Genomic DNA, 23713 nt, shown 5'->3' with positions numbered 1-23713 from the left:
CACGGCCCTCCTCGAGCAAGCCGTCGGCCTTGTCGTTAAACGGTCTGCAATTCCAACGCTTCAGGCAGAGGCCGCTGCCCAGGAAAAGGTGGCCAAAGCCGCGGCGTTCAGGCGGATGGCAACCGGAGGCGCGATTGCCGTAGCGGCAGTTGGGATCGGCTTGGGCCTAAAATTGGGACTGTGGCAAAAGCCACAATTGCCCCCCCCTCCAATAACTGTACCTCGGACAGAGACTACTGAGCCGACCGCGGAAAAGAAGGCGGATCGGCCAACCGTACCGGTTCCCACCCCACGGCCCACGCAAGCGCCGATCCCACCTGCTGCACCAAAAGACCCTGACGTCGTCACCGTGGACTTTACGAAGTTCGCCAACAAGACGGTCGATTTCCAAGGAGAGAAATGGGAGCTGGTTTCAGGGCATCATTTCAAGGACGAAAAAGACAGCTCTTGGGACACCGCTTGGTGTTATTCGCGCCGATGGGTTGGCGGGGTGGAGCTGAACGTTGAGCTCGTAAACAGACTAGGTCTAGATACTCAACCAGTCTCGCCTATCTCGACACCGGAGACCTTGGCGCAAGCCGGTCTGACGGATGCCACAGCAAAGCAGCTGGCGACGAATTGTGCTTGGCTCGACGGCCGAACTTTTGCAGCAGCGGATTTTGATACGGATCCTCGTCGACAAACGGCTGGGGTATCATCGCCGCCACTGGCAACGCCTGCTGGCCCGGATGCTGACAGTGGATTTGTCATCGTGTCCGGATGGGACGCTATTGGGAACGACCTTCCGAATATGCCCATAAGAGGCATCAGCGCTGAGGAGTGTCAGAGTGCCTGCGACCGGGACTTCAAGTGTCTGGCGGTAACTTACAATACCAAGTATCAGGCCTGTTTCATGAAAGGCGATGCGTCCATTCTCGTGAAGAGCGAAGACTCGGTTATGGCTGCTAAGAAGGTGGTGGAGAGCAACCTCCACTACTCGAATCTCGTGTTTGCAAAGAACACGGAGGTTTCGGGCAATCCGTACTGGTCAGGGCAGCTTAGGTATCCAGACTGCATTTTGCAGTGCGCGAACGAAAGTTCGTGCCAGGGGTTCAATTTCCGCAGCAAGGAGATGTCTTGCACGCTTCTCAGCAGCGTCTCTCAGTCGTCAGATAACTCGGCGGTCGCCTCCGGCATTAAGAGCGTCGGGGACTAACAAAGTTGTAGCGGGAGGGGCGAAGTGGTGGGCACACTTATTTACCTCAAGCAAAAAGCCAACAATCGCAAGGCTGCCGTCACGCGCCCTACGCACTTCGGTCTAGTGTTGCTGCTGGCCCTTTCCGGTTGCGGCGCCGATTACCTCAACAACTATGATACGATGACGCTCGCTTCGGGAGATGCTGGCAACACGAATCGCCTGTTGCAAACCGTCGATCCGTTTAACCCCAACAGCGACAACACGCATATCGAAGGTGATGGTGCGCGGGCGGTCGCCGTGGTGCAGCGCTATCGCTCCGGACCATCTGGCGGTCGCGACTTGGACTGCGCTGGCGGCACGGGAAACAATCCGGTGGTGCAGGGCCCTGTAGCCATAAGTGGATCAGATCCAAATCGGCTTGACCGCGACCATGACGGCATCGGCTGCGAGCGTTGAACTGTGAAGAAGCAATCACGTTATGACAATGGATCAGGCAAGTGGCGCAAGCGCGTTGCCGCAAACCGCTCACGTGTATTGCTTCGGGCGAGCGTTCCGCGGCGTCTCATATTCGTGACGGTCGCAGCGGCCGGCGCGCTGGCTGCTCAGACGTTCATGCAGCACAGCGACCGCATCCCCGACATCAACATCTCGAATTTGCTAGGCCCGAAACCTCAGCCAATCACCGGCGTGGCATCGGTGATCGATGGTGACACGATCGAAGTTCACGGTCAGCGTATCCGCTTCAACGGCATCGACGCGCCCGAGAGCAAACAATATTGCGACGACGCCAAGGGCTTCGAGTACCCATGCGGTCGACGATCGGCGGAAGCGTTAGACAGTTTCTTAGCCAGCTCGCGCCCGGTTGATTGCACGTTCGTGACTTGGGATCGTTATCATCGGTACGTTGGCGATTGCCGGCGCGCCGACGGCACACCGGTGGCGGCGTGGATGGTCGAACATGGGCAGGCGCTCGATTGGCCACGCTATAGCCACGGGGCATATGCCTCGGAGCAGGCGAAAGCGGAAGCGGCAAAGATCGGCTTGTGGGTTGGCAACTTCCAAACGCCTTGGGATTGGCGTGCGTCGCATGCCGACGGCACTGCACCCGCAAGCCAGCCCCTCCCTTTGATCAATAGGAAGTTGGTTGCTCAGGGCGCTACCTACTCATGTGTACCGCGGCGGTACTGCTCCCAGATAAGCTCTTGCGCTGAAGCGCAATGGTATCTCCATAACTGCTCATGGGGCCGAAAACTCGATCGCGACGGTGATGGAGTTGCCTGCGAAACCCTCTGCTGATTGCTTGCGAACGCGGCTTTTCAGACATTCAGTCATGGCTGGCCTGATGAACCAATGGTTCCTCGAGGCACGACGCTCTCTAACTCGCCTCGTCAGTTTCGTGCGGCGGGATTACATCAGGTAGGAATGAGCGCAAGTAGGATACCGCCGCTCGGGCTGACTCTTCCGCGTAGTGTGGCGTGACCTTATTGTGTATGGCGTATGACAGAGATTGAATGCCATCGACTAGCGCAATCGCCGTCGCGATTTTATCGGCAAGGTCGGCGACCTCTGGCATGCGAAAGAAGTGGTGAAGTGCAAGAACCCGAGCGTTGGCCACGTTGAATATACCGGCAACATTGTCGCGCCGGAGATCGGCGAAATAGGGCCCGAGCAAAAGCCGCATAACGCCTGGCTTTGCGTTGCAGTACTCCGCAGAGGCCAAAACTCTTTCGGAGATGTATGCCTGCCAGCTTGGGGGACGGCGATTTAGAGAGGCTTCGGAAAGTCGCTCGAAATCTGCCATATACTCACGCGCGAGCTGAAAAAAGGCTGCCTCCCGATTCGGAAAGAAGTGGTAGACTGAACTGATTGGTACATGCGCGCGTTCCGCAATGTGCTGCAGGCTGATCTCACCCAACTCTCTTTCGGATACAAGTTCATCGGTTGCCGCTATCAAAAGCTGCAGTCGTGCTTTCCCACGCTCGCGCCGGGCCTTTGGCTTCCCGGAGGTCTCCTGTCCCGGGTCCGACTTCCGGCTCAATTCATTCTTCATCGAAACGGCCGCTTCAGTCAGTGACTTATTGGCACCAAGGTCATTCTTGAATTTCCCACTATAATCGAATTAGTTCGACAAAAGTCAACCGGCCACCCGGAAACCGACCGGCGTGACGCCGATTTTTCCACGTCTTCCGGCATCTCGCCGGATGTGATGAAGGTCACCCCTCAGAGAAAGTCGAATAAATTCGATTTTCTATCTTTACGAAGTCGGTCGAATTTGGTTAGATAGCGGTGTTGCTGGGGGACCGGGGTTTTAGGTTCTGAGGCAGCAATCCTCTCGAACAGCGTGGCCGAATCCCGCCCTTTCAAAGGCGGGCAATTTCAGAGCAGATCTCGCAAATGGAATTAAAGTTCAGGAAAGGACCTAGCGTCGCAATGAGGGGCGGTTTGAACGTGCTCGCAAGGCTGGAGAGTTGAATGACGCGTCAGATGCATCTCGTCGGATACTGCTGCATCACGCCAACTTGGCACCACAATGGCGCTTGGCGACACCCTGAAAGCGACGCGGTGCGTCCACTTGATCCCGAGCGCTATGAGAACATGGCTCGCATTTTAGAGCGCGGCAAATTCGACGGCATGTTCGTCGTCGACCTGATGATGCTGCACGATACCTTCGGAGGCACCTTCGAGCCAAACCTACGTCAGCCCGGCCAAACCTGGTTACTGGAGCCATTGCAAGTCCTGGCGGGGGTGGCGCGGGTCACGTCCCGGTTGGGTTTAGCAGCTACAATGTCTACGTCTCTATACCCGCCCTTTCACATAGCGAGGGCGTTTGCCACGCTGGACCATTTGAGCAACGGGCGCGCGGGATGGAATTGCGTCACGTCGACTAATGATCGAGAAGTTCAAAATTTTGGCGGCGATCGGCTGATGGAGAAGGGCCTGCGTTATGACTACGCTGACGAGGTAGTCGAGGCTTGTCATGCTCTTTGGAACACGTGGGAAGAAGGCGCGCTCGTCATCGACCAAAAGGCCGGTGTCTTCGCCGATCCTTCGAAAGTTCACTACGCCAATTACCAGGGGAAATACGTCAAAACTCGTGGACCGCTCACCACCCCTCGATCCCCTCAGGGTTCTCCGGTGATCATGCAAGCAGGTTCCTCCGACCGCGGTCGTGAGTTTGCAGCACGTTGGGCCGAGGTCATATTCACTTTGCATTCCGACACTGCGCACATGAAAAAGTTTTATGACGACGTGAAGGGAAGGGTGGCTTCAGCAGGTCGCGATCCTAGCCATTGCGCAATCCTCCCTTCGGTCGATGTGGTCATCGGTGAAACAGATTCAATTGCACAAGAGAAAGCGGACTACATCAACTCGTTAGTCAGCGCAGAACTTGGTGTGGCTGAAGTCTCCAACGCCATCGGTATCGACCTATCGGGCTACCCGTTAGACAAGCCTCTTGAGGACATGGAAATTACGCAGGGAGCCCGTGGGATGATGGATATCATCCTGCAAGGCTCTGATAGCCGCACTCTTCGCGATGTGGGCTACATCTGGGGTGTTAGACAAATGGCCCCACAGTTGATCGGATCGCCCACCACCGTGGCTGATGCGTTGCACGAGATGTTCGAGGCCGAAGCCTGCGACGGTTTCATTATCTGTCCTTCGTTGACGCCGACATCCTACAGCCAGTTCGTCGACATGGTAGTGCCCGAACTTCAGCGTCGGGGGGTCTACCGACGGGACTACGAGGGCCGGACTTTCCGAGAACATCTGCGACAGGGCAACTGAGGAATTCGCCATGCAAATGCAACCACATGCCGTCAATTTCCGTGAAAGCCTTTCGATGGAATGGATATCAGTTTCTCAGTTGGATGGTAGTAGTCTTCGGTCGGTCTTTTCCTGCTTCCCATCAGGTGTTGTGGCGCTGTGCGCCCTCATAGACGGGGTGCCCACTGGTATGGCGATAAGCTCCTTCACCTCGGTGTCGCTCGAGCCGGCGCTTGTCTCGATCTGCATCCAGAAAGGTTCTTCAACTTGGCAAAAGTTGGAACGCTGCGATTGGACAGGTCTCTCAATTTTAGGAGATTCCCAGGCTGAAATTTGTCGTCAGCTGTCCCAGAAAACAGGTGATCGATTTGCGAACGTCGAGTGGAGTAGCTCTCCCCGAGGAGCTGTTTTCATCACCGGTGCGATCGCCTGCCTGGAGTGTCGATTCTACAAAACAGTCGACGCTGGGGATCACGTCCTAGCCCTGCTGGAGCTGGCGGCGCACTCGGTACCTCAGCAGGCTCAACCCTTAGTCTTCCACGATCGGCGCTTCCGCCAATTGGCTCTGTAACGCGGAGCGGCGCAACAATGAGAAACTTGGCGGAGTCTCAGGTGCCTGAATCCGAGTTGCAACAGATTGAACTGTCGGCACTGGCCTTGGATCGCCTTTTCCGCAAGGCAAGGACTCACAATGGGTGGCTGGATGGGCAGGTGTCGGACGCGACGCTGAGGAGGCTTTACGATCTGGTCAAGATGGGACCGACTTCGGGCAATTGTTGCCCTGGTCGATTTGTCTTTATCCGCACCGTCGAAGGCAAAGAACGGCTCCGTCCCGCGCTGTCTTCGGGAAATATGGATAAGACCATGTCCGCTCCAGTCACTGTAATCGTGGCCTATGACACGGCCTTTTACGACAAACTCCCAGAGCTCTTCCCTCATCGGGATGCCAGGCCATGGTTCACCTCCAGCCCAGCGATGGCCGAAGAGACCGCATTTCGAAACGGCACTCTACAGGGAGCATATCTGATCCTCGCAGCGCGGGCTCTGGGGCTCGATGCGGGGCCCATGTCGGGCTTCAAGCGCGAGGTGGTGGATCAAGCCTTCTTCAAGGATACGAGTTGGCGGGCAAATTTCCTCGTAAACCTTGGCCGCGGTGATCCAGAAAAGCTATTTCCCAGGCTGCCCCGTTTGACACTTCAAGACGCGTGCAAATTCGCATGATGAAAAAAACAAAATTAAATTCCATTTTGATTGACTCGGCTTTATTGGCGCATATGATGAGTGGGAGCCGGATCGATAAAATTAGGCGAAAAGCCACCGCTAGTCGAAATGGCCGACTTCAGCCGACTAACCAATGGGAGATCCAAAAATGAAACCGGAGAATCGAGACTATTCGCTTTCGCGTCGCCAGCTACTGAAAACGGCGGCCGCTGGATCGGCTACCCTTGCGCTCGCGGGCCTCGCCGCCCCGACAATTGCGAGGAGCCAGCCGACCGAACTTATGGTGACATGCGGAGGAGGTGACTGGCTGGAGCTGTTGAAAAAGGCATGGTACAACGACTATGCAAAGGTCGGCATACCAATCAACCCTCAGCCATATAAGGGCCTAGCAGAGCTGAAGGCGATGGTTGAGGCCAAGGCTTGGGGGCAGGCGGACATCGTCCTGGGTTCAGCGGGCGATGCCGCAATGGCTCAGGCCATGGGGCTCTCAGAGCCAATCGACTATAGCATAGTGGATAAGTCCTCGCTTCTCGCGGGCACCTACGACGATAATTATATCATTGTCGACGTTGCAGCGTCAGTACTCGCCTGGAACACCGACGCCTTTCCCGCTGGAAAAGAGCCCAAAAGCTGGACGGAGTTCTTCAGCCCCGACCTGAAATCGCCTCGGGGTCTTTTCAAAGGTTCGAACCAGACGCTTGAGATCGCTACGCTTAGCCGCGGTATCGCAATCAAGGATCTCTACCCATTCGATATTACAAAGGCATTGGACGTCCTGCAGAAAGTGCGCGACTCGATCGCATGGTATGAAGGAGGAGCTCAGTCGCAGCAGATGATCACGAGTCGTGAAGTCGACTTGGCAATGCTCTGGATCAACCGCGCCGACACGCTTGTGCAGGACAAGCGCCCGGTCAATTATACCCCGACAAACACGGTTCTGGATGGCGACGCTATCATCATCCCCAAGGGACATCCGAACAAAGACGCAGCAATGAAGTTTGCGGCATATATGGCTAGTCCGGAGCCGCAGGCGAGGTTGACCAATCTTGTAGCATTGGGGCCATCAAACACCAAAGCAATCCCGCTTTGTGATCCGGCGCGCTTGGCGAGAACGGCCATGGACCCGAAGTACGCATCGACCAATCGGTTCCAGGATTTCAAGTGGTTGGCCGCGAATGCCGACAAATTGAATGCTGAATGGAACAAGTGGCTGTTGGGTTAATCGCCTCCCATGGCTGACCCGGTGCCGTCGACCGAAATCTGGTCGACGGCGCCTCTTTTATGATCAAAATGCGAGCTTAATTTGGAACCGGGTGTTGAAAGCCGCCAAGGAACGAGCATGAGCCGTAGCAAGGCCTGGACGCCTGAGAGGGCGCTGCAGTTAATGATAATTCCCCCAGCCTTGCTGCTTGTCCCTACATTCATTCTGCCATTGGCAGTGGTCCTGACTCGCAGCGTTCACGGTTTAGCCTTTGACCTTAGCCAGTTCAGCGAAATCCTCACCAACGAAATCTACCTCCGAGTTCTCTTTATCACTTTCAAGACCGCGTTGATTTCGACCTTTGTTGCTCTGATTATAGGTTTTCCGATCGCGCAGATTATTTCCACATCATCACCCGCAGTAGCTAATTTGTTATTTGCATGCGTGATGGTGCCACTATGGACGAGCGTGGTGACGCGCACCTACGCATGGTTGGCGATACTCGGGCGAGGAGGCGTGCTTAATTCGGCGCTTCGAGACGTGGGTTTGATCGAGCAACCATTGACGCTGATACACAACCAGATTTCGGTCCAAATTGGAATGGTTCAGGTCATGATGCCAATGATGATATTGCCGTTGGTGAGTGTAATGCGGCAAGTCGATCATACAAAGCTAATGGCCGCCGAAATATTAGGTGCGAATCCGCTCCGTGTCTTTTTCCATGTTTATATTCCGATGTGCTTGCCGGGGATCGTTTCCGGTTGCGTATTGGTTTTTATCACCGCATTAGGATTTTACGTCACACCAGCCCTGCTTGGAGGCGATCAAAATACGATGATCGCCGTCCTGATCGAGCAGCAGGTGACAAAGACGCTGAACTGGCCGCTCGCTTCGGCGCTCGCAACGGTGCTCTTGCTCATGGTCGTCGGCACACTTTGGGCCATCTCTCTCTTGGCCAAATGGCGTGGTATCAAGGTCGGCGTTTCGTGATGTGGACGCTATTCACTCGAGCTACAAGATTCTTCTCAATCATCGTGACGGTGGTAGCGGTCGTCTACATGCTCACGCCGATCCTAGTGATTGTTCCTGTTTCCTTCAGCTCCGACCGCTACATCAGTTTTCCGGTTCCGGGTTATTCGAGCCAATGGTACCTGAAAATGTTTGAGAGCGAAGGCTATCGCTTGGCGATCTGGAACACGCTGGTGACGGGCGTTGCCGTCGCGGCCGTTGCGGGCATATTGGGAACTCTTGCGGCGCTCGCGATTGTTCGGGGCAAAATTCGCTTCGGAACCGCTCTTACCGGGTTGGCCGTAGCGCCGCTCATTATGCCCCAGATTATTGTTGCTATTGGCGCATATCCCATTGTCGCTGCGGCTGGGCTAATCGGCACCAAACTTGGTGTTATTCTAATTCATTCAGCGATCGCGCTGCCGCTTGTGTTCATCACGGTCTCGAGCGCCCTGCGCAGCTATTCTCCGAACATGGAACTGGCGGCAATGACGCTAGGCGCCAATGACTGGCGTACATTCATCCATGTTACCTGGCCAATGATCCGGCTTGGTATGACCATCGGCGCCATTTTTGCCTTTGCAGCGTCCTTTGATGAAATCATCATTGCGTTGTTTCTGACGGACGCTTCCTCCGTGACTCTGCCGGTCTATATGTGGAACGAACTGCGTTTCCAGATGGAACCGACGATAGCTGCGGCGTCCACTGCAGCCATTGTCGTATCATTGAGTCTCCTGTCCGCGGTGGCCTTGCTGCAGAGGACGAGCAACAAGAAGCTTAATACGCAAAAGTAAGGTCAGCGCTGAATGGGAATGAGTTTTTCACCCACGTGGTCCGGAGACCGAAATGCGATGAATCCAGCTATCGGGAAGCGGATCGATTATCGTGGCATTACCAAGGCTTATGGGAAGCACGTTGCCCTGAAGCCGACCGACCTCACCATCGAGGCCGGAGAGTTTTTCGCAATCATCGGTCCAAGCGGTTCCGGCAAGACAACTTTGCTGGGGCTGACAGCTGGTTTCGTCGCTCCCTCTGGTGGCGATATTGTAATCGGCGGACACTCCATTGGAGGAATTCCGCCGTTTAAGCGCAACATCGGGATGGTGTTTCAGAACTACTCCCTATTTTTGCACAAGACGGTAGCGGAAAACATTGCATTTCCGCTGAAGATGCGCGGAACGTCCCCTCAGGAGATCGAAACTCGGGTTGCCGACGCGCTTGCTCAAGTTCGCCTGAGTGAGTTTGCTGGGCGGTTGCCGAGTGCCCTTTCGGGTGGTCAGCAGCAGCGGGTCGCTTTTGCTAGGGCCGCTGTCTACAATCCCTCATTACTAATCATGGACGAGCCACTTAGCGCGCTCGACAAGAATTTACGTGAGGGCCTTCAGTTCGAGATCAAGCAGCTTCACGCGAAGTTCGGCTCAACGGTGCTTTACGTCACCCATGATCAAGGCGAAGCGGCTGCTATGGCCAATCGGATTGCGATCATGAATGCCGGTGAAATTGTCCAGATCGGCTCTGCAAGGGAACTTTACAGCAAACCCCGCAATCGTTTTGTCGCCTCTTTTTTGGGGAGCGCCAATCTGTTCGCCATCGAGAAGATGGAGCGGCGCGGATCTGGCGCAGTCGCTCATTGCGCCGGAGGGCTCACCATAAACGGGATTCTATCCGGCGACGTTGGCGCAAAGGCCTGTGTCTGCATCAGACCTGAAGCCATGACGATCACGCCCGTTAGGATTGATAGAGACAATGCGCTCGAAGGCGAGGTTATAGATACAACGTTCTCAAATGGAATCCAGCGGCACTGGGTTCGACTAGGCACAGGCGCCGTTGTAGAGCAACAACAACACATCAACCGCGACCGATACGCTGCGTCCGCGGGACAACGGGTTTTCATCGAATGGAATGCCAGTGACTGCTTAATTATCAACGCTGAGTGAGAGGTCGATCCAACAGAGAATAGTCGTGCTATCCGTCGAGATCCAAACCGATCCGTGCAGCGATCTTGCGATTGCCCCGCCTCCTATCCTGGATGACTTTTTGCGCGACGACAGCGCCCAGAATTGGTGGCCAGCGTCGTTTGGCTCGCCTCACAAACCATAGTTGTCCGGCCTCTGCATCTGGGCTCAGTGTCAATTCAGCCAAGGTGCGGCCGTTACGGAATCCGATGGCCATGCCATGGCCCCAGCATCCCCAGGCGTACGTGATCCGTTTGTCCCGGGCGAACCCGACGTGAGGAGCCCAATCAGCCGTAATCGAAATCGGGCCGCCCCATACTCGGGCAGTGAGAACATGCGAGAGACGCGGGAAAAAGGCTCTTAGGATGTGGTCCTGGCGAAGCTCCGGATAATGTTCGGGCAAAGGGGCACGTGGATGTGGTGCGTAGGTGTTGTAGCCACCGACCCACAAAAGTCGACCGTCAGGCGTAGGCGCAAAAGAATAGAAAAGTTGGGAAAGGACATTGACTCCCGAACGGCGTGGCCAGCCTGCAATCAACCAGTCTTCTTTAAGGAGAGGCTCCGTGACAGCAGCCCTTACAATTAGGGGCAACTGACCGCGTTTCAGTCCAAGTGAATCAATTCCACCAAGTAGATGACTAAAGCCATTAGTAGCCACGATCAGCTTTTCGCAGGTGACGGTGCCGCGAGCAGTCTTGAGGACAATCCGCGGCCCCGTCGCGTCGATCGTCAGCGCCGGACTCATCTCATATATTTGGCCGCCTCCTCGCAAAACGGAGTCTTTCAAACCACGAACAAACTTAAGCGGGTTGAATTGACCCCCTCTTGGGTCGAATAGTGCGCCACCAAGCAACGGGCTATGAAGTTCCGAGTCTACCTGGCTTTGGTTGAGGTAAGTGAAGTGAGCACCGTGCCCCAGCTGATCGTACAGCGACTTATAGCGCTCCAGTTCTGAATCGCCCTCTACGCGGAGCGCTGTCTTCAAGTAGCCGCTGGGAGCATAATCATAGTCAAAATTCTCGACCTCGGCCGCCTTCTCCATCCCTAGGATGCCGCAGTTGATGTAGTCGAGGGCTAGGCCTATGTTCTCGGCGCCGTAGCGCCGAACTTGGGCGCCTAGATCTCCTCCGCCGAAGGAGACGATCAACTGCCCGGCATTTCTCCCACTAGCTCCTGAGCCGACCGTTAATGCCTCTAACGTGATCACCGACAGGCCTGGGGACTTACGAGTTAGGTGATATGCAGCGGACAAACCACTGACACCACCACCAATGACGCAAACATCGGCGCGTACGTCGCCTTGGAGATCAGGCTCGGACGAAGCTGGGCCGTTCAAGTCAAACCAGAACGAAGGTGAAAGGAGGCGATTTCCTTGAAAAGATTCGTCGATGCCGGGGTACATCGAAAGCCTCTCAATGAATCTCCGGCTCAGGGATTGGGGCGTTGCCTGTCAGAAAGTCGAAGTCACAACCAAGGTTTGCTTGACTGACATGCTGGCTGTACATCCAGCCGTAGCCACGGTCATACTTCTGCTGCGGCTTCTTCCATGTACCACGACGTGCAGCCATCTCTTCGGCGCTTAGCACGACGTCTAGTCGACGAGCGGCGACGTCAAGCTCAATGATGTCGCCGTCGCGCAGGAGTCCGATCGGACCGCCGACGAACGACTCAGGCGCCACGTGCAGTATGCAAGTGCCATAGCTCGTGCCACTCATCCTGGCGTCGGAAATGCGCACCATATCGCGCACGCCTTTTTCCAGCAGCTTCATGGGAATGGGAAGCTGGCCCCATTCCGGCATCCCTGGTCCCCCATTGGGGCCCGCATTCTGAAGCACGAGGACGGAGTTCTCATCGACCTCAAGTGCGGGATCGTCGATCCGCGCTGTCATGTCGTTGTAGTCTCTGAAGACCACCGCGGGGCCACGATGTTTCAAAAGACGCGGCTCAGCCGCGCTCCTTTTGATGACCGCGCCGTCTGGCGCCAGATTGCCCTTCAGAACCACGAGTGCACCAGCTGGCTCGACAGGATTTTCGAGGGGCCGGATCACATCGGGCAAATAGACTTGGAAAGGTGCGATGGCGTCGCCGAGGGGAACGCCGCTGACGGTCTTGGTGGTGAGATCCAAACGATCTGAGAGTGTTTTCAACACGGCACCGACTCCGCCGGCGAAGTGGAAGTCCTCCATCAGATACTTGCCCGAGGGGCGTACGTTGACGATGAAAGGGATTTCAGCCGAGAAGGTATCAAATCGCTCGGGAGCCAGTCTGATCCCCACCCGGCCTGCAAGCGCGACCAGGTGAATCACCGCGTTGGTCGAGCCTCCCATGGCTAGTGCGACCTTGATTGCGTTGTCGAAACTTGCTGTGTTGAGAATGTCCGACGGCTTCAAGTCTTCCCAAACTAGATCGACGGCTCGCCTGCCTGCTGCAGCGGCCATGCGCACATGTGCAGCGTCTACCGCAGGAATAGACGCCGCACCGGGCAACGTCATACCGAGGGTTTCCGCAATCGCGGCCATCGTCGAGGCCGTACCCATCGTCATGCAGGTCCCGGGCGAACGCGCGATGCCGCTCTCGATTCCTTCCTGCATTGCCTTATCGGCTTTGCCTGCCCGCAACTCGGCCCAGAACTTCCAGATGTCGCTTCCGCTCCCAAGGCGCTCCCCACGCCAGTTGCCGGACAACATAGGGCCGGCGGGCACGAAGATTGCTGGGATGTTCATGCTGAACGCTGCCATCAGCAAACCTGGGACCGTCTTGTCGCAGCCGCCCATTAGCACTACGCCATCAACCGGGTTCGCACGCAGTTGCTCTTCCGCCTGCATTGCAAGCAGGTTGCGATAGAGCATCGTCGAGGGTTTCATGAATACCTCGCCGAGTGCCATAGCAGGCAATTCTACGGGGAAGCCGCCGGCCTGAAGAATTCCTCGTTTCACGTCGTCCACACGCGCCTTGAAGTGGCCGTGGCAAGGATTGAGATCGCTCCATGTGTTTAGAATGGCAATAACCGGCTTGCCGTCGAAATCCTTTGGCCCAAAACCCAATTGTTGGATACGTGCTCGGTGACTGAGTGTCCTCATGTCGTCGGGAACGAACCAGCGCGCACTACGAAATGACTTTGGGTCACGGCTGCCCATGGCTGTCTCCTAAATTGCGTAACTTGTCGTTCAGATCGCAAGCTCGATCAGGAAGGGAGCCTGTGTCGCGAAGCTTTGTTTCATAAGGTCGGCGCAGCCTTCCAACGTATCCGTCCGCGCTGCTTCGACACCCATGCCTTCGGCGATCTTCACCCAGTTGAGGTCGGGATCTGCCAAGTCCAACATGTTCATTGCAGTCGGACCTGGGCTGGCGCCTACTCCGGCATACTCGTTTATCAAGATCTTATATTTTCGATTCGAGAGAAGGACCGTCGTGACAGGCAGACGCTCACGCGCTTGGGTCCAAAGTGATTGCAGAGAATACATTGCCGAGCCATCTGCTTGCAGCCCTATGACACGGCGCTGGCCCCCAGCGCCGATAGCGGCTCCCGTTGCGACCGGAAGACCATCCCCAATCGCTCCGCCGGTGAGGTGCAGCCAGTCGTGCGGGGGCGCGGTGAAGGTGTGCTCATAAAAGCCTCGACCGAACGAAACGCTTTCGTCCGAGATGATCGAACCCTCGGGCATCACGGCGGCCAGATTGCGAGCAAACCCTTCAGGCGTTGGCGCGCCAGTAGTTTCCTCCGGTAGCGGTCCCGGGTCCGGCATGGTCACTTTCGGCGCGTTCATCACGTCGGCCAAGTCGGTAAGGGCTGATGCTGGGTTCTGATCGGGCCTCGACAGAACGTGGAAGATGGTTTCTGGATTGTAGTGTATTGAAGGCTGGCCAGGGTAGCCAAAGAACCCAATCGGCGGTCGCGAACCTACTAGGATGACGTGGCTGTACTTCCAGAGAGCCTTCTGCGCCTCAGCCAAAGTGTATGGCACGCGGGTAAGAGGGATTCGGCCGCGCCCGCGAGAGATGCGAGCGCAGACATACTCTGACATGAGGCCGCATCCGCTCGCCTGCGCGAGCCGCCAAGCAGCCTCTTGCGAGGCGGCAAGCATGGCTTTACCGCCGAGGAGTATGAGCGTCGTCTGACCGTGGTCTCTAAGGATTCTAGCGGAAACCTCCATGGCATGCGGATCAGGCAGTGTCGGACTAAGATCAGGCAAAGGAGCTGCTGCGGCGCCACCTGCATCCCACGAGGCATCTGACGGCAGGATCAATGTGGCAATGCCGCCGCCTGTGCGGCGAGCGACCTGGATAGCGCATGCTGCGTCATGACCGACATCTGCTGAGGACATTGTAGTTCTGACCCAGTCCGAGCTTGATCGTGCCAGTGCCTCGGTATCTGTGGTAAGTGGCGCGTCATAAGGCCGGTGCCATGTCGCCTGATCGCCGACGATATTTACAATGCCGCTGCGAGCACGCCGCGCATTGTGTAAGTTGGCGAGGCCATTCGCCAAACCTGGGCCGCAGTGTAGAAGGCTGGCCGCAGGTCTGTCGGCAAGCCGATAGTAGCCGTCTGCCATACCAGTAACGACGTTCTCTTGCAGTCCAAGAACGCAGCGGATCCCGGCGATCTGATCCAGCGCTGCCACAAAATGCATTTCGCTGGTGCCAGGATTGGCAAAGCACGTATCAATGCCGCCGGCTATGAGAGTGTGGACGAGACTCTGTGCCCCGTTTGATGACTGGATTTGAGCGCTTTTCATCCTTTTCTCCCGGGCAAGATCATTTTGCCGAAGCTGCGGGAGGCCCGCTGTTGTCAGAAGTGCCACTATCGAGCGTCCAGATCAACAAAAAACGGAATTAATTTCCATTATTTTTGATCAGCCTTTGCGAGTCACGAAGCTTGTGTCGAGATATGACTCGATGGCTTCCGAGCCGCCCTCAGTTCCGAAACCCGAATCGCCGACGCCACCGAATGGGACTTCTGGAAGGGCTAGACCTACATGATTGATTGAGGTCATACCGGAACGAATCTCATTGCCGAGGCGCGTCGCCAGCGCTCCATCGCGGGTATAAGCATAGGCGGCCAGCCCAAAAGGAAGTCGGTTCGCTTCTGCGATGGCTTCGTCGACTGCCGAGAACGAATTGATCACGGCAACAGGACCAAATGGCTCCTCGTTCATGATGAGAGCTGAGGACGGTACATTCGCGAGAACAGTCGGCTCGTAGTACGATCCCTGATTGCCGATCCGTCGGCCACCGGCGACCAATCTTGCACCGCGTTTGAGGGCGTCGGTCACCAATCCATCTACGGTCTCGACCCTTTTTTCATTGATGAGCGGACCCATCTCTGTCGTGGGGTGTAGCCCATTGCCAACTTTGATCTCCTTGGCCGCTCTGCCAAAGCGGTCTGAAAATTCATCGAAGACACTTTCTGCGACAAGAAAACGGGTGGGAGAGATGCACACTTGCCCTGCATTGCGAAATTTGAAAGGCACCATAGTGGCGAGGGCCAGATCAAGATCAGCGTCATCCGCGACAATAACCGGAGCGTGGCCCCCGAGCTCCATCGTTGAGCGCTTCATGTGAAGTCCAGCCAGAGCCGCCAGTTCCTTGCCGACGGCAGTTGATCCTGTGAAGCTGATCTTGCGGATAATCGGATGTGGTATGAGGTAGCGGGAAATTTCGGTCGAACGTCCGTTGATAAGGTTCACAACGCCCGGGGGGATTCCTGCGTCATCGAAAGCCTTTATGAGCCCTGCTGGACTGGCGGGCGTTTCTACCGGCGCTTTAATTATGATGGAGCAGCCCGCGGCGACCGCTGCTGATAGCTTTCGGACGATCTGATTGATTGGAAAATTCCAGGGTGTGAAAGCTGCCACCGGTCCCACCGGCCGCTTGATTGTGACTTGTAATATGTCCGAAGCACGAGCAGGAATGACTTGGCCATAGGTTCGCTGTGCTTCACCAGCAAACCAATCGATAATGTCGGCACCTGCGAGCGCTTCCAGTCGTGACTGGGCCAATGGCTTCCCCTGCTCAAGGGTCATCCAGCGCGCAATCTCCTCGACTTGTGATCTCAGATTTTCAGCCGCGCGACGCATTATCTTGGCCCGTTCGAAGGCCGAGGTGCGGCTCCAGATCCCGAACCCCGTGTCTGCCGCGACCAGTGCCGCATCCAAATCACGTTGGGTCGCATGCGCCACTCGGCCAATTTCTTGGGCGTTCGAAGGATCAGTTACAGAAATCCAGCGATCGCCTTCTGCGGGGCGCCACTTCCCATCAATGTAAAGCTGAACGTCAGGATAGTTGTTCATTCGGCTCGCGACTCCATTGAATACGTGCCCCGACCTGCGTGGGCGCGGAAGCCCGTCTGGCGAGACAACTTTTGCTAGTAAGGGTACCTCAGGGAAATCGCGGATCGTTCACGATGCGATTTCTTTGGTTTGGCCTAAGGGTTTCTCATCTCCGTAGCACCGGACGACGCCTGAAGCTGCCAGGCGTTTGATACGTTCGTGATCGTATCCCAGAACAGATTCGAGGACGGCCTTAGTGTCCTCCCCCAACAGAGGAGGTGCCTTCTGCTGCCGCATCCTTTGTCCAGCCAAGCCGTGCGCTGGAGCGATCAGTTGCACAGTACCAAGATCCTGATGTTGCAAGGACTGAACAATGCCCCTTTCTACCACTGTTGGCGTGCATAGCGCTTGAGAGACAGAGTAAACAGGGCCCGCGGGAACCGAAGCTTGCCGGCAAGACGTCAGCCAATGTTCGACCGGCTCGGTAGCAAGAACTTCACCTATCGCAATTAGAAGCTGGTCGCGGTTGAGGGCACGGTAGTGCGCTGTGGCGAACCTACGATCAGTCGCAAGCGCAGGCCGGTCGATCACTTGCACACAGAAATCCTTAAACATCCTGTCTGTGCCAACAGCCAGGGCTAAATACCCGTCTGAGCATTCGAATAGCTGGTACGGGACCACGCTAGGATGAGCATTGCCATAGCGGGTCGCTTCAACGCCAGCATTCAGATAGCCGGTGCCAACGTTGATCAGCAGGTTGAGCGTCGTCTCGATTAGAGCAACGTCAATGAACTGGCCTTTTCCTGTCTCTTTTCGTTGGTAGAGTGCTGCGAGCACGGATTGTGTTGCGACCATACCGGCAACAACATCTGTAAATGCAACACCGAGTCGATTCGGCGGGCCGTCGATAGCTCCTGTGATCGACATGAGGCCGCTTTCGGCCTGCATGATGAAGTCATAACCTGGACGGTCGCTTTCCGGCCCGGTCTGGCCGTAGCCGGAAATGGAACAGAAAATAACTGCTGGATTTATATCACGCATGGTCTCATAGCTGAGGCCCAACCGCTTCATGGTACCCGGGCGGAAATTCTCCACGACAACATCAGCTTGTGCTGCCAAAGCTAGGATGATCTCCCGGCCTTCTTTTGCCTTCAGGTCGACTGCAATGCTGTGCTTGCCGCGGTTAGCGCATAGGAAGTAGGTGCTAACGCCTTTGTAGTTGGGGATTGACCAAGCCCGGGTGTCGTCGCCGGTATCGACATTCTCAATCTTCCAGACGTCCGCCCCCAGGTCGCCGAGCGACATTGTGAGCCAGGGTCCCGCCAGAACGCGAGTCAGGTCCAGAACCTTGATGCCTTTCAGTGGAAGCGTAACATCATCCATTAGATTTCCTCTCCTGCGGAACCGCAGCAGCGGTTCGCCAATTGATTTCGCCAGGTAGCCTGTGCGTCCCGGGGAGGCTGTTACCCAAGCCTGCCCACCATTCTTCCGGTCGCTCTGACAGCCACAACTTCATCCCGTGGCGCCGGCACACCCCGGTGGGTGCCTGGTTTTCGACGCTACTATTGCCAAACCCGCGCATCGTCGTCAATGATGTGGAATTATATTCCATATTTTTTCCCAACATAGTAGGGGCTATAAACGGAATAGGAGGCGATCTGTGAGAAAGCGATCAAAACCGATGGACGATCCAAAACTCGCCGAAGAAGCCGTAGGGGCGAGTTCGCTTCTTCGTGGCCTTGAGATATTGCGAGCTTTTAGGGCAACAGATTCGGCACTGGGCAACCAGGACTTGATAGAGCGCACGGGACTGCCGAAGGCTACCGTCTCACGATTGACCTACGCCCTCGCTAGCGCAGGCTATCTTTCATACGACGAACCTATGGGGCGCTACAGTATTGGGCCTTCGACCATCTCGCTTGGCTATTCCGGCCTGAGTTCAATCCCGGTTGTCAGAGTTGTTCAGCCGCTCCTGCAGAGATTGGCAGAGAGAACTGGCGTTGCCGCGGCACTCGGAGCCCGTACTGGGCTAGAGATGATCTATCTGGCAAATTGTCGGGCGTTCGGACCGGTTACATTGCAACTCAACGTGGGTTCCCAGCTACCAATCTGGCGTACAGCAATGGGGCTTGCGTACGTTGCAGAAATGAATTCGGACGCTCGCCGTGATTTGATCGCCAGACTAGTAGAGCGCGAGCCTGAAAACGCGCCGTCTATCAAGAATAGTGTTGCGGAGGCCGTTGACGGCTATAGAAGCAGAGGCTTCGTTTGCTCTTTCGGAGCGTGGTATAGTTACATCAATGCGATAGGGGTAGCATTTCGACCGACGGACGGATCGCAGCTCGTAGCGCTTACTTGCGGTGGGATATCGGATATACTTTCTCCCAGCGATTGCTTGGGTGCGGCTGGCGATGCTCTCTTAGAAACCAAAGAGAGGTTGCGAGAATTGTTAGAAAGGCCGGCGTCCAGCAGTCACCAGCCGTTTCCACATGCAGAACTACGTCCGTAGCCCCCAGACGCCTGGCTAACATAAACGCGACGGCATCCGCGACCAAGCGCGATCACTGCTTCATGCTCGTTCGTTCCTGCCTGCTGGGCCAATCGACGGTAGGAGATCGTGGGGCCCACGATCTCCACCTTTGTGCCTTCGTGGACGAGGTCGGGACGGAGCTCGTTAACGTCGATCGCTATCAAGTCCATTGAGACGCGCCCTATGACGTCCGCTATTTGGCCATCGATTGCAACCTGGCCGCGGCTACTGTTGGCTCTCAAGTAGCCATTGGCGTAACCTATGGCTACTAGCGCAACCCTTCGTGCGGTGGGTGCTCGCCAGCTTGAAGAGTATCCGACGGGGTCTCCTTTATTCACCGTACGGACTTGAACAACGGTCGCCAGAACCGTTGCCGGTTGCTCGACCGGGCTATCGCCCTCTGGCAGAGGGTTAATGCCAAACGTCGATTTCCCTGGTCTAATGATGTCGCCATGGAATTCATTACCAAGGTAGGTCGCGCACGAATTGGCAATCGACAACGGCGCGGGTGGCAAATGTCGACAGGCATCTTTGAGACGCTGAACTTGCATCCGGCAGAGCTCGAGATCGATGTCATCAGCCGAGGCAAAGTGGGTCATGTAGGCTTGAATAGCTATTCCAGGTATGAGGCGTCGAGCTCGACCAAGATCTTGCGCGCTCAACCCCAGACGGTTCATTGCCGTATCGATATGTACAAATCCTCGAAGTCGCTCTCCCGAAGAATTAGCAAAGTCATGAGCCGCCTCCAACTGAGGCAGGGAGTTTATCACGGGGGAGATGCCAAGTTTTGCCGCGTCATGAAGAAGAGACTGTGGAATCCCATCCAGCACGGCGATGTTCGGGCCGACGCCTAGATCTTCCCGCAAAGTCGCGGCATCCTCGAACCTAGCGCAGAAAAAGAGATCGGCTCCTGCTTGGTGCAAGGCTGCCGCGGAGGGCCGCATGCCATGTCCGTAGCCATCACCCTTCACAACGGCTGCACACCGGCCCTTCGTGAGTGTTTTAAGCTTCAGAAAGTTTCTCTGTATTGCGCCCGTGTCGACCAACATCACAGGCTCCGACCTTAAGATTTTACCTGCGGCTTCGGGAAGGCATGTCAGGTCCATGGATCAACACGACGGCGAAAAGACAAACCACGCTACCAGAGCGGGACGGGCATCTTGTTGCATAGCGCGCCGGCTTGGTCAATGAATACGGAAATTAATTCCATAAATGGTCTTGAGCCATATGATGGCTTTCGGCTAGGGTTAGCGAACCTGTCAACTCCGTCGGAAGTTCGAACATGATATCTGCTACGATTGTTTTGCGGCCATACGAGCGCACCATTCTCTTGTGCCCAAGGGGAGCGTGCAATGGCTGACCCAGATACAATCATCGTCGGGGCTGGCATTGGGGGGCTATCTGCAGCCGAGGCCTTACAGCGATCTGGCCAGAAAGTTTTGGTTCTCGAGGCATCGGATCGCCCTGGGGGCCGCGTCGTGAGAATTTCTCGTAAGAATGGCGATACAGCCGAAGCCGGGGCCCAAGGCATCCATTCTAATTACGATGAGATGCTCAAGCTCATTGATCGGTACGGGATGACAGCCGATTTGATGCCAGCTTTTGGTAAGGTCCAATATCTCGATCGGACTGGCGCCCCACGCATCTCAGGAGGGAACAAAGACCTGGCAAAAATAGTGGGTCTCAGGGGTAAGCTAGACCTCAGCTATTTTTGGGCAAAATACTTCACATTTGCCAAGCCGTTCCCGCAGTTTGAGCTGAACACGGACATTCCCCGATATGACAACGTCAGTGCGGCAGATGAATTGCGCTGGGCTGGTCGAAATTTTCGTGACTTTGTACTACGTCCGATGTCCTGGGCAATGGCCAACTCGACCCCCGACCGGATCAGTATGTACTACATCGTCAACGGCCTTCGACTCCGCATGACGACAAAGATCATGGGACTGCGTCAGGGAAATGCCTCTATCTTGGAAAAGATTGCGGGCACCCTCGAGATTCGGTATGGCGCTCAAGTCAACAGAGTTTTGACCACTAACGGTGTGGTCGATGGCGTAGAGCTAGACGACGGTACTAAGATTAAAGCACGCCACGTGATTTTAGCGTGCACCGCTGGCGTTGCAGGTTCGCTTTTAACTGACGAGTTTTCAGAAGCGAAGCGATTCCTGGGCGCGTTCACTCATACCCCAATGCCTCTCGTTTTCTTCTTCCTGGATCGGCCACTGGCTAAGGAGGCATACTCTTTCATGGGTCACCCCTTCCGTCATGCTGATTTCAATATGGCGCTCAACCACACGATGAAGACGCCCTACATGGCGCCTTCTGGCAAAGCCATAATCTCTGCGTGGCCCGCTTTTCCGCGCGCCGTTGAACTGATGGCGAAGCCCGACTCCGAGATTGTTGACCGCGCACGGCTCGATCTGGAGCCATTCTTTCCAGGCTTCTCCGATTGGATAGATGAGGCGCACGTTTTTCGGCATGACTGGGGTCTTGCCCGATATGAGCCCGGGATGCATCGGAAGCTTTTGGATTTCAAAATCCTGGCTGAACGGTTCAAAGGCCTCTCATTTGCAGGGACAGACTACGACAGCATTCACATGGAGAGTGGTGTTCGTAGCGGACAGCGCGCCGCCGCTCGAGCTTTGCGCGGCGCTTGAGTATGTGGATGAGACTCGAAAATGCCTGAAGCCTTTGATGTCGTGATAGTTGGCGCGGGGTCGGCGGGTTGTGTTCTCGCCAACAGACTGTCGCTTGACCCCAACTGCAAGGTGCTGCTTTTAGAAGCCGGCGGGTGGGATTGGAACCCACTGATCCGTATCCCCTATGGTGCTCGAAAAATGTTCGAGCATCAGATGTATCAGTGGGATGACGTTTCCGAACCCAATCCAGCTGCGGACGACCAGCGCATGATCATCCCGCATGGCAAGGTCATCGGGGGCACTTCGTCTCTAAACTACATGGCCCACGCCCGTGGAAACCCGCTAGACTATGCCCGATGGGTTGAACAGGGGGCCAGGGGCTGGAGCTACGAAGAGGTCCTGCCTTTCTTCAAAGAGTGCGAGACCTGGGAGGGGGGGCAGGACCGCTGGCGTGGCAGCGAGGGTCCCCTCGGCGCGTGCACGCCAAAGTTTCACGACCAACTCGCCTTTGGCTGGTTTGAAGCAGCAAAAAGCTTGGGTCATCCGACAACTCTGGACTACAACGGAGCTCAGAACGAAGGCTTTGCGCCAATCCAATACACAATTCGTGACGGCAAGCGAACATCTTCAGCCCAAGCATTTCTGCGACCTGCTTTGCGGCGTAAAAACCTGACAGTTCGTACACGTGCAATGGCAACGAAGGTGCGGTTGGACGGTCGTCGCGCTGTAGGAGTGGAGTATCTAAGGCACGGTCGCCATGAGGTAGCACATGCGGGGTCGCGCGTAGTTCTTTGCTTAGGGGCGATCAATACGCCTCACCTTTTGATGCTTTCTGGAATAGGCCCGGCACACCACTTGCGAGCGATGGGAATCGATGTGAAAGCCGACTTACCTGTCGGTGAGACATTGGAGGATCACTTGGCTTACATGCTCCAGTGGCGCAGAAAGCAAAAAGATCCCTTCCACCAGACTCTGCGCTGCGACCGGATTGCGATGAACATGTTGAGAGCTCAGCTTTTTGGCACTGGGCCAGCAGCGAATCTTCCGGGCGCAATTTTTGCTTTTCTCAAGACCGACGATTCACTGCCACAGCCTGACATTCAATTGGTGATCCCACTGATCGCGCCTGAGGCGAATATATGGTACCCGCTCGTCAACCCTCCAGGGAAAGGCTCGTTCTGTGTGAAGGTTAACCTGTTAAGCCAAAGGAGCCGGGGCAAAATTCGTCTCCGCTCGACCAATCCTGTAGATCGTCCTCGTGTGTTCTACAACTCGCTGTCGGATCCGGAAGATATTGCCACGATGCGCCGCTCCTTCCGCCAGACTATGGAAGTAGGCGAGGCTCCAGCGATGTCCCAATTTCGCGACCGATTGATGATGCCGGATCGTTACCTGTCAAACGACAGCGAGATTGACGGTTTCGTCAGGGCGCATTCCACACAGCAATATCATCCTGCTGCCACATGCCGAATGGGGGATGATAACCTCGCGGTCCTGGAGCCTGACCTTAGCGTCAAGGGACTTGAGAGCCTGAACATCGTTGACGGGTCAGCAATGCCGCACCTTGTAGCCGGCAATCCAAACGTTGTTATCATGATGATGGCCGCTAAGGCGGCCGCCATGTGGCGCTAGATAGGTCGCCTGCCGCGTCCCTGTAGCCTTCAGCCTTCCTGTTTTATTCGAGCGATCGAAACCCCTGCGCGGGCGTATCTCAGCGTCGAGTTTCAAAATTCCAGAATTAAATTCCAAAAATGCGTTGCCAACCACTCCGGCCTGTGCAACATTTGTAGACGCCGAGGAGATCCTCGGCGCTGCAAGTTGTGGACATTGAAAGAAACAATAAAAGGCTCTTCGCGTGGTCGCCTGGCCCCGCGAATGAGGGAGCAACGGCGTTTTTCGATGCGTCACTCTCCATGCAGCAATCCGAGGCTTTTAGGGAACACTCGAA

Annotated in this window: 20 protein-coding genes; 13 read left to right on the top strand and 7 right to left on the bottom strand. The window is 55.8% G+C overall.

The window, feature by feature from the left end; translation table 11 throughout:
* The first annotated feature begins 349 nt into the window (after positions 1-349).
* The 3 genes from P9230_RS05865 to P9230_RS05855 are packed head-to-tail and all read left to right on the top strand — an operon-like array spanning position 350 to position 2473.
* Positions 350-1195 (top strand): PAN domain-containing protein, encoded by an 846-nt coding sequence (locus tag P9230_RS05865; RefSeq protein ID WP_278117859.1) that lies wholly within the window; start codon positions 350-352, stop codon positions 1193-1195.
* A 24-nt stretch (positions 1196-1219) separates the two neighbouring features.
* A complete protein-coding gene (locus tag P9230_RS05860) occupies positions 1220-1633 on the top strand; it encodes an excalibur calcium-binding domain-containing protein (RefSeq protein WP_278117857.1) in 414 nt (137 codons plus the stop codon).
* A gap of 3 nt (positions 1634-1636) precedes the next feature.
* The gene (locus tag P9230_RS05855; protein ID WP_278117855.1) at positions 1637-2473 is read left to right on the top strand and encodes a thermonuclease family protein; all 837 of its coding nucleotides are present in this window, start codon (positions 1637-1639) and stop codon (positions 2471-2473) included.
* Between the two features lie 79 nt (positions 2474-2552).
* On the opposite strand, the gene P9230_RS05850 is transcribed toward P9230_RS05855, so the two are convergent.
* On the bottom strand, positions 2553-3227 hold the full coding sequence (locus tag P9230_RS05850) for a TetR/AcrR family transcriptional regulator (RefSeq protein ID WP_278117853.1): 675 nt from the start codon (positions 3225-3227) through the stop codon (positions 2553-2555).
* 422 nt (positions 3228-3649) lie between these two features.
* Here P9230_RS05850 and P9230_RS05845 point away from each other — a divergent pair, with 422 nt between their 5' ends.
* The 7 genes from P9230_RS05845 to P9230_RS05815 all read left to right on the top strand — a co-directional run bounded on the left by P9230_RS05845 (position 3650) and on the right by P9230_RS05815 (position 10309).
* Complete coding sequence (locus P9230_RS05845; RefSeq protein ID WP_278117851.1) at positions 3650-4963, top strand: LLM class flavin-dependent oxidoreductase; 1314 nt, start codon at positions 3650-3652, stop codon at positions 4961-4963.
* Between the two features lie 10 nt (positions 4964-4973).
* A complete protein-coding gene (locus P9230_RS05840) occupies positions 4974-5513 on the top strand; it encodes a flavin reductase family protein (RefSeq protein ID WP_278117849.1) in 540 nt (179 codons plus the stop codon).
* Between the two features lie 41 nt (positions 5514-5554).
* Positions 5555-6163: a malonic semialdehyde reductase gene (locus P9230_RS05835; RefSeq protein WP_278117847.1), complete on the top strand. Its 609-nt coding sequence runs from the start codon at positions 5555-5557 to the stop codon at positions 6161-6163.
* A 148-nt stretch (positions 6164-6311) separates the two neighbouring features.
* Positions 6312-7385, top strand: coding sequence for an extracellular solute-binding protein (locus P9230_RS05830; RefSeq protein WP_278117845.1), 1074 nt, complete (start codon positions 6312-6314; stop codon positions 7383-7385).
* A 117-nt stretch (positions 7386-7502) separates the two neighbouring features.
* Positions 7503-8354 carry an ABC transporter permease gene (locus P9230_RS05825; RefSeq protein WP_278117843.1) on the top strand — a complete coding sequence of 284 codons (852 nt, stop codon included), beginning with the start codon at positions 7503-7505 and terminating at the stop codon, positions 8352-8354.
* A 68-nt stretch (positions 8355-8422) separates the two neighbouring features.
* Entirely contained in the window at positions 8423-9166 is a 744-nt protein-coding gene (locus P9230_RS05820; protein WP_278117841.1) for an ABC transporter permease, read from the top strand.
* A gap of 57 nt (positions 9167-9223) precedes the next feature.
* A complete protein-coding gene (locus P9230_RS05815; protein WP_278117839.1) occupies positions 9224-10309 on the top strand; it encodes an ABC transporter ATP-binding protein in 1086 nt (361 codons plus the stop codon).
* A 28-nt stretch (positions 10310-10337) separates the two neighbouring features.
* On the opposite strand, the gene P9230_RS05810 is transcribed toward P9230_RS05815, so the two are convergent.
* From P9230_RS05810 to P9230_RS05790, 5 genes are all read right to left on the bottom strand, one after another.
* Positions 10338-11729 (bottom strand): FAD-dependent oxidoreductase, encoded by a 1392-nt coding sequence (locus P9230_RS05810; RefSeq protein WP_278117837.1) that lies wholly within the window; start codon positions 11727-11729, stop codon positions 10338-10340.
* 10 nt (positions 11730-11739) lie between these two features.
* Entirely contained in the window at positions 11740-13464 is a 1725-nt protein-coding gene (gene araD, locus P9230_RS05805) for an L-arabinonate dehydratase (RefSeq protein ID WP_278117835.1), read from the bottom strand.
* A 30-nt stretch (positions 13465-13494) separates the two neighbouring features.
* Entirely contained in the window at positions 13495-15063 is a 1569-nt protein-coding gene (locus tag P9230_RS05800; RefSeq protein WP_278117833.1) for an acetolactate synthase large subunit, read from the bottom strand.
* 117 nt (positions 15064-15180) lie between these two features.
* Entirely contained in the window at positions 15181-16617 is a 1437-nt protein-coding gene (locus tag P9230_RS05795) for an NAD-dependent succinate-semialdehyde dehydrogenase (RefSeq protein ID WP_278117831.1), read from the bottom strand.
* Between the two features lie 108 nt (positions 16618-16725).
* The gene (locus P9230_RS05790; RefSeq protein WP_278117829.1) at positions 16726-17979 is read right to left on the bottom strand and encodes a CaiB/BaiF CoA-transferase family protein; all 1254 of its coding nucleotides are present in this window, start codon (positions 17977-17979) and stop codon (positions 16726-16728) included.
* A 298-nt stretch (positions 17980-18277) separates the two neighbouring features.
* Here P9230_RS05790 and P9230_RS05785 point away from each other — a divergent pair, with 298 nt between their 5' ends.
* Entirely contained in the window at positions 18278-19105 is an 828-nt protein-coding gene (locus P9230_RS05785) for an IclR family transcriptional regulator (protein ID WP_278117827.1), read from the top strand.
* Here P9230_RS05785 and alr read toward each other — a convergent pair.
* The gene (gene alr / locus P9230_RS05780) at positions 19069-20175 is read right to left on the bottom strand and encodes an alanine racemase (protein WP_278117825.1); all 1107 of its coding nucleotides are present in this window, start codon (positions 20173-20175) and stop codon (positions 19069-19071) included. The genes P9230_RS05785 and alr overlap by 37 nt on opposite strands.
* 303 nt (positions 20176-20478) lie before the next feature.
* Here alr and P9230_RS05775 point away from each other — a divergent pair, with 303 nt between their 5' ends.
* A complete protein-coding gene (locus tag P9230_RS05775) occupies positions 20479-21783 on the top strand; it encodes an NAD(P)/FAD-dependent oxidoreductase (protein ID WP_278117823.1) in 1305 nt (434 codons plus the stop codon).
* Between the two features lie 21 nt (positions 21784-21804).
* Positions 21805-23397: a GMC family oxidoreductase N-terminal domain-containing protein gene (locus P9230_RS05770; RefSeq protein ID WP_278117821.1), complete on the top strand. Its 1593-nt coding sequence runs from the start codon at positions 21805-21807 to the stop codon at positions 23395-23397.
* Positions 23398-23713 lie beyond the last annotated feature (316 nt).

This window comes from Mesorhizobium sp. WSM4887 (genome assembly GCF_029625865.1).
Lineage (GTDB): Bacteria > Pseudomonadota > Alphaproteobacteria > Rhizobiales > Rhizobiaceae > Mesorhizobium.
This window is presented reverse-complemented; position numbering and strand designations above follow the sequence as displayed.

Bases quoted from the DNA above. Each gene is read 5' to 3' on its own strand.
- P9230_RS05850 (WP_278117853.1), bottom strand. From the start codon at position 3,227: ATGAAGAATGAATTGAGCCGGAAGTCGGACCCGGGACAGGAGACCTCC.
- P9230_RS05845 (WP_278117851.1), top strand. From the start codon at position 3,650: ATGACGCGTCAGATGCATCTCGTCGGATACTGCTGCATCACGCCAACT.
- P9230_RS05840 (WP_278117849.1), top strand. From the start codon at position 4,974: ATGCAAATGCAACCACATGCCGTCAATTTCCGTGAAAGCCTTTCGATG.
- P9230_RS05830 (WP_278117845.1), top strand. From the start codon at position 6,312: ATGAAACCGGAGAATCGAGACTATTCGCTTTCGCGTCGCCAGCTACTG.
- P9230_RS05825 (WP_278117843.1), top strand. From the start codon at position 7,503: ATGAGCCGTAGCAAGGCCTGGACGCCTGAGAGGGCGCTGCAGTTAATG.
- P9230_RS05820 (WP_278117841.1), top strand. From the start codon at position 8,423: ATGCTCACGCCGATCCTAGTGATTGTTCCTGTTTCCTTCAGCTCCGAC.
- P9230_RS05815 (WP_278117839.1), top strand. From the start codon at position 9,224: ATGAATCCAGCTATCGGGAAGCGGATCGATTATCGTGGCATTACCAAG.
- P9230_RS05810 (WP_278117837.1), bottom strand. From the start codon at position 11,729: ATGTACCCCGGCATCGACGAATCTTTTCAAGGAAATCGCCTCCTTTCA.
- araD (WP_278117835.1), bottom strand. From the start codon at position 13,464: ATGGGCAGCCGTGACCCAAAGTCATTTCGTAGTGCGCGCTGGTTCGTT.
- P9230_RS05800 (WP_278117833.1), bottom strand. From the start codon at position 15,063: ATGAAAAGCGCTCAAATCCAGTCATCAAACGGGGCACAGAGTCTCGTC.
- P9230_RS05795 (WP_278117831.1), bottom strand. From the start codon at position 16,617: ATGAACAACTATCCTGACGTTCAGCTTTACATTGATGGGAAGTGGCGC.
- P9230_RS05790 (WP_278117829.1), bottom strand. From the start codon at position 17,979: ATGGATGATGTTACGCTTCCACTGAAAGGCATCAAGGTTCTGGACCTG.
- P9230_RS05785 (WP_278117827.1), top strand. From the start codon at position 18,278: ATGGACGATCCAAAACTCGCCGAAGAAGCCGTAGGGGCGAGTTCGCTT.
- alr (WP_278117825.1), bottom strand. From the start codon at position 20,175: ATGTTGGTCGACACGGGCGCAATACAGAGAAACTTTCTGAAGCTTAAA.
- P9230_RS05775 (WP_278117823.1), top strand. From the start codon at position 20,479: ATGGCTGACCCAGATACAATCATCGTCGGGGCTGGCATTGGGGGGCTA.
- P9230_RS05770 (WP_278117821.1), top strand. From the start codon at position 21,805: ATGCCTGAAGCCTTTGATGTCGTGATAGTTGGCGCGGGGTCGGCGGGT.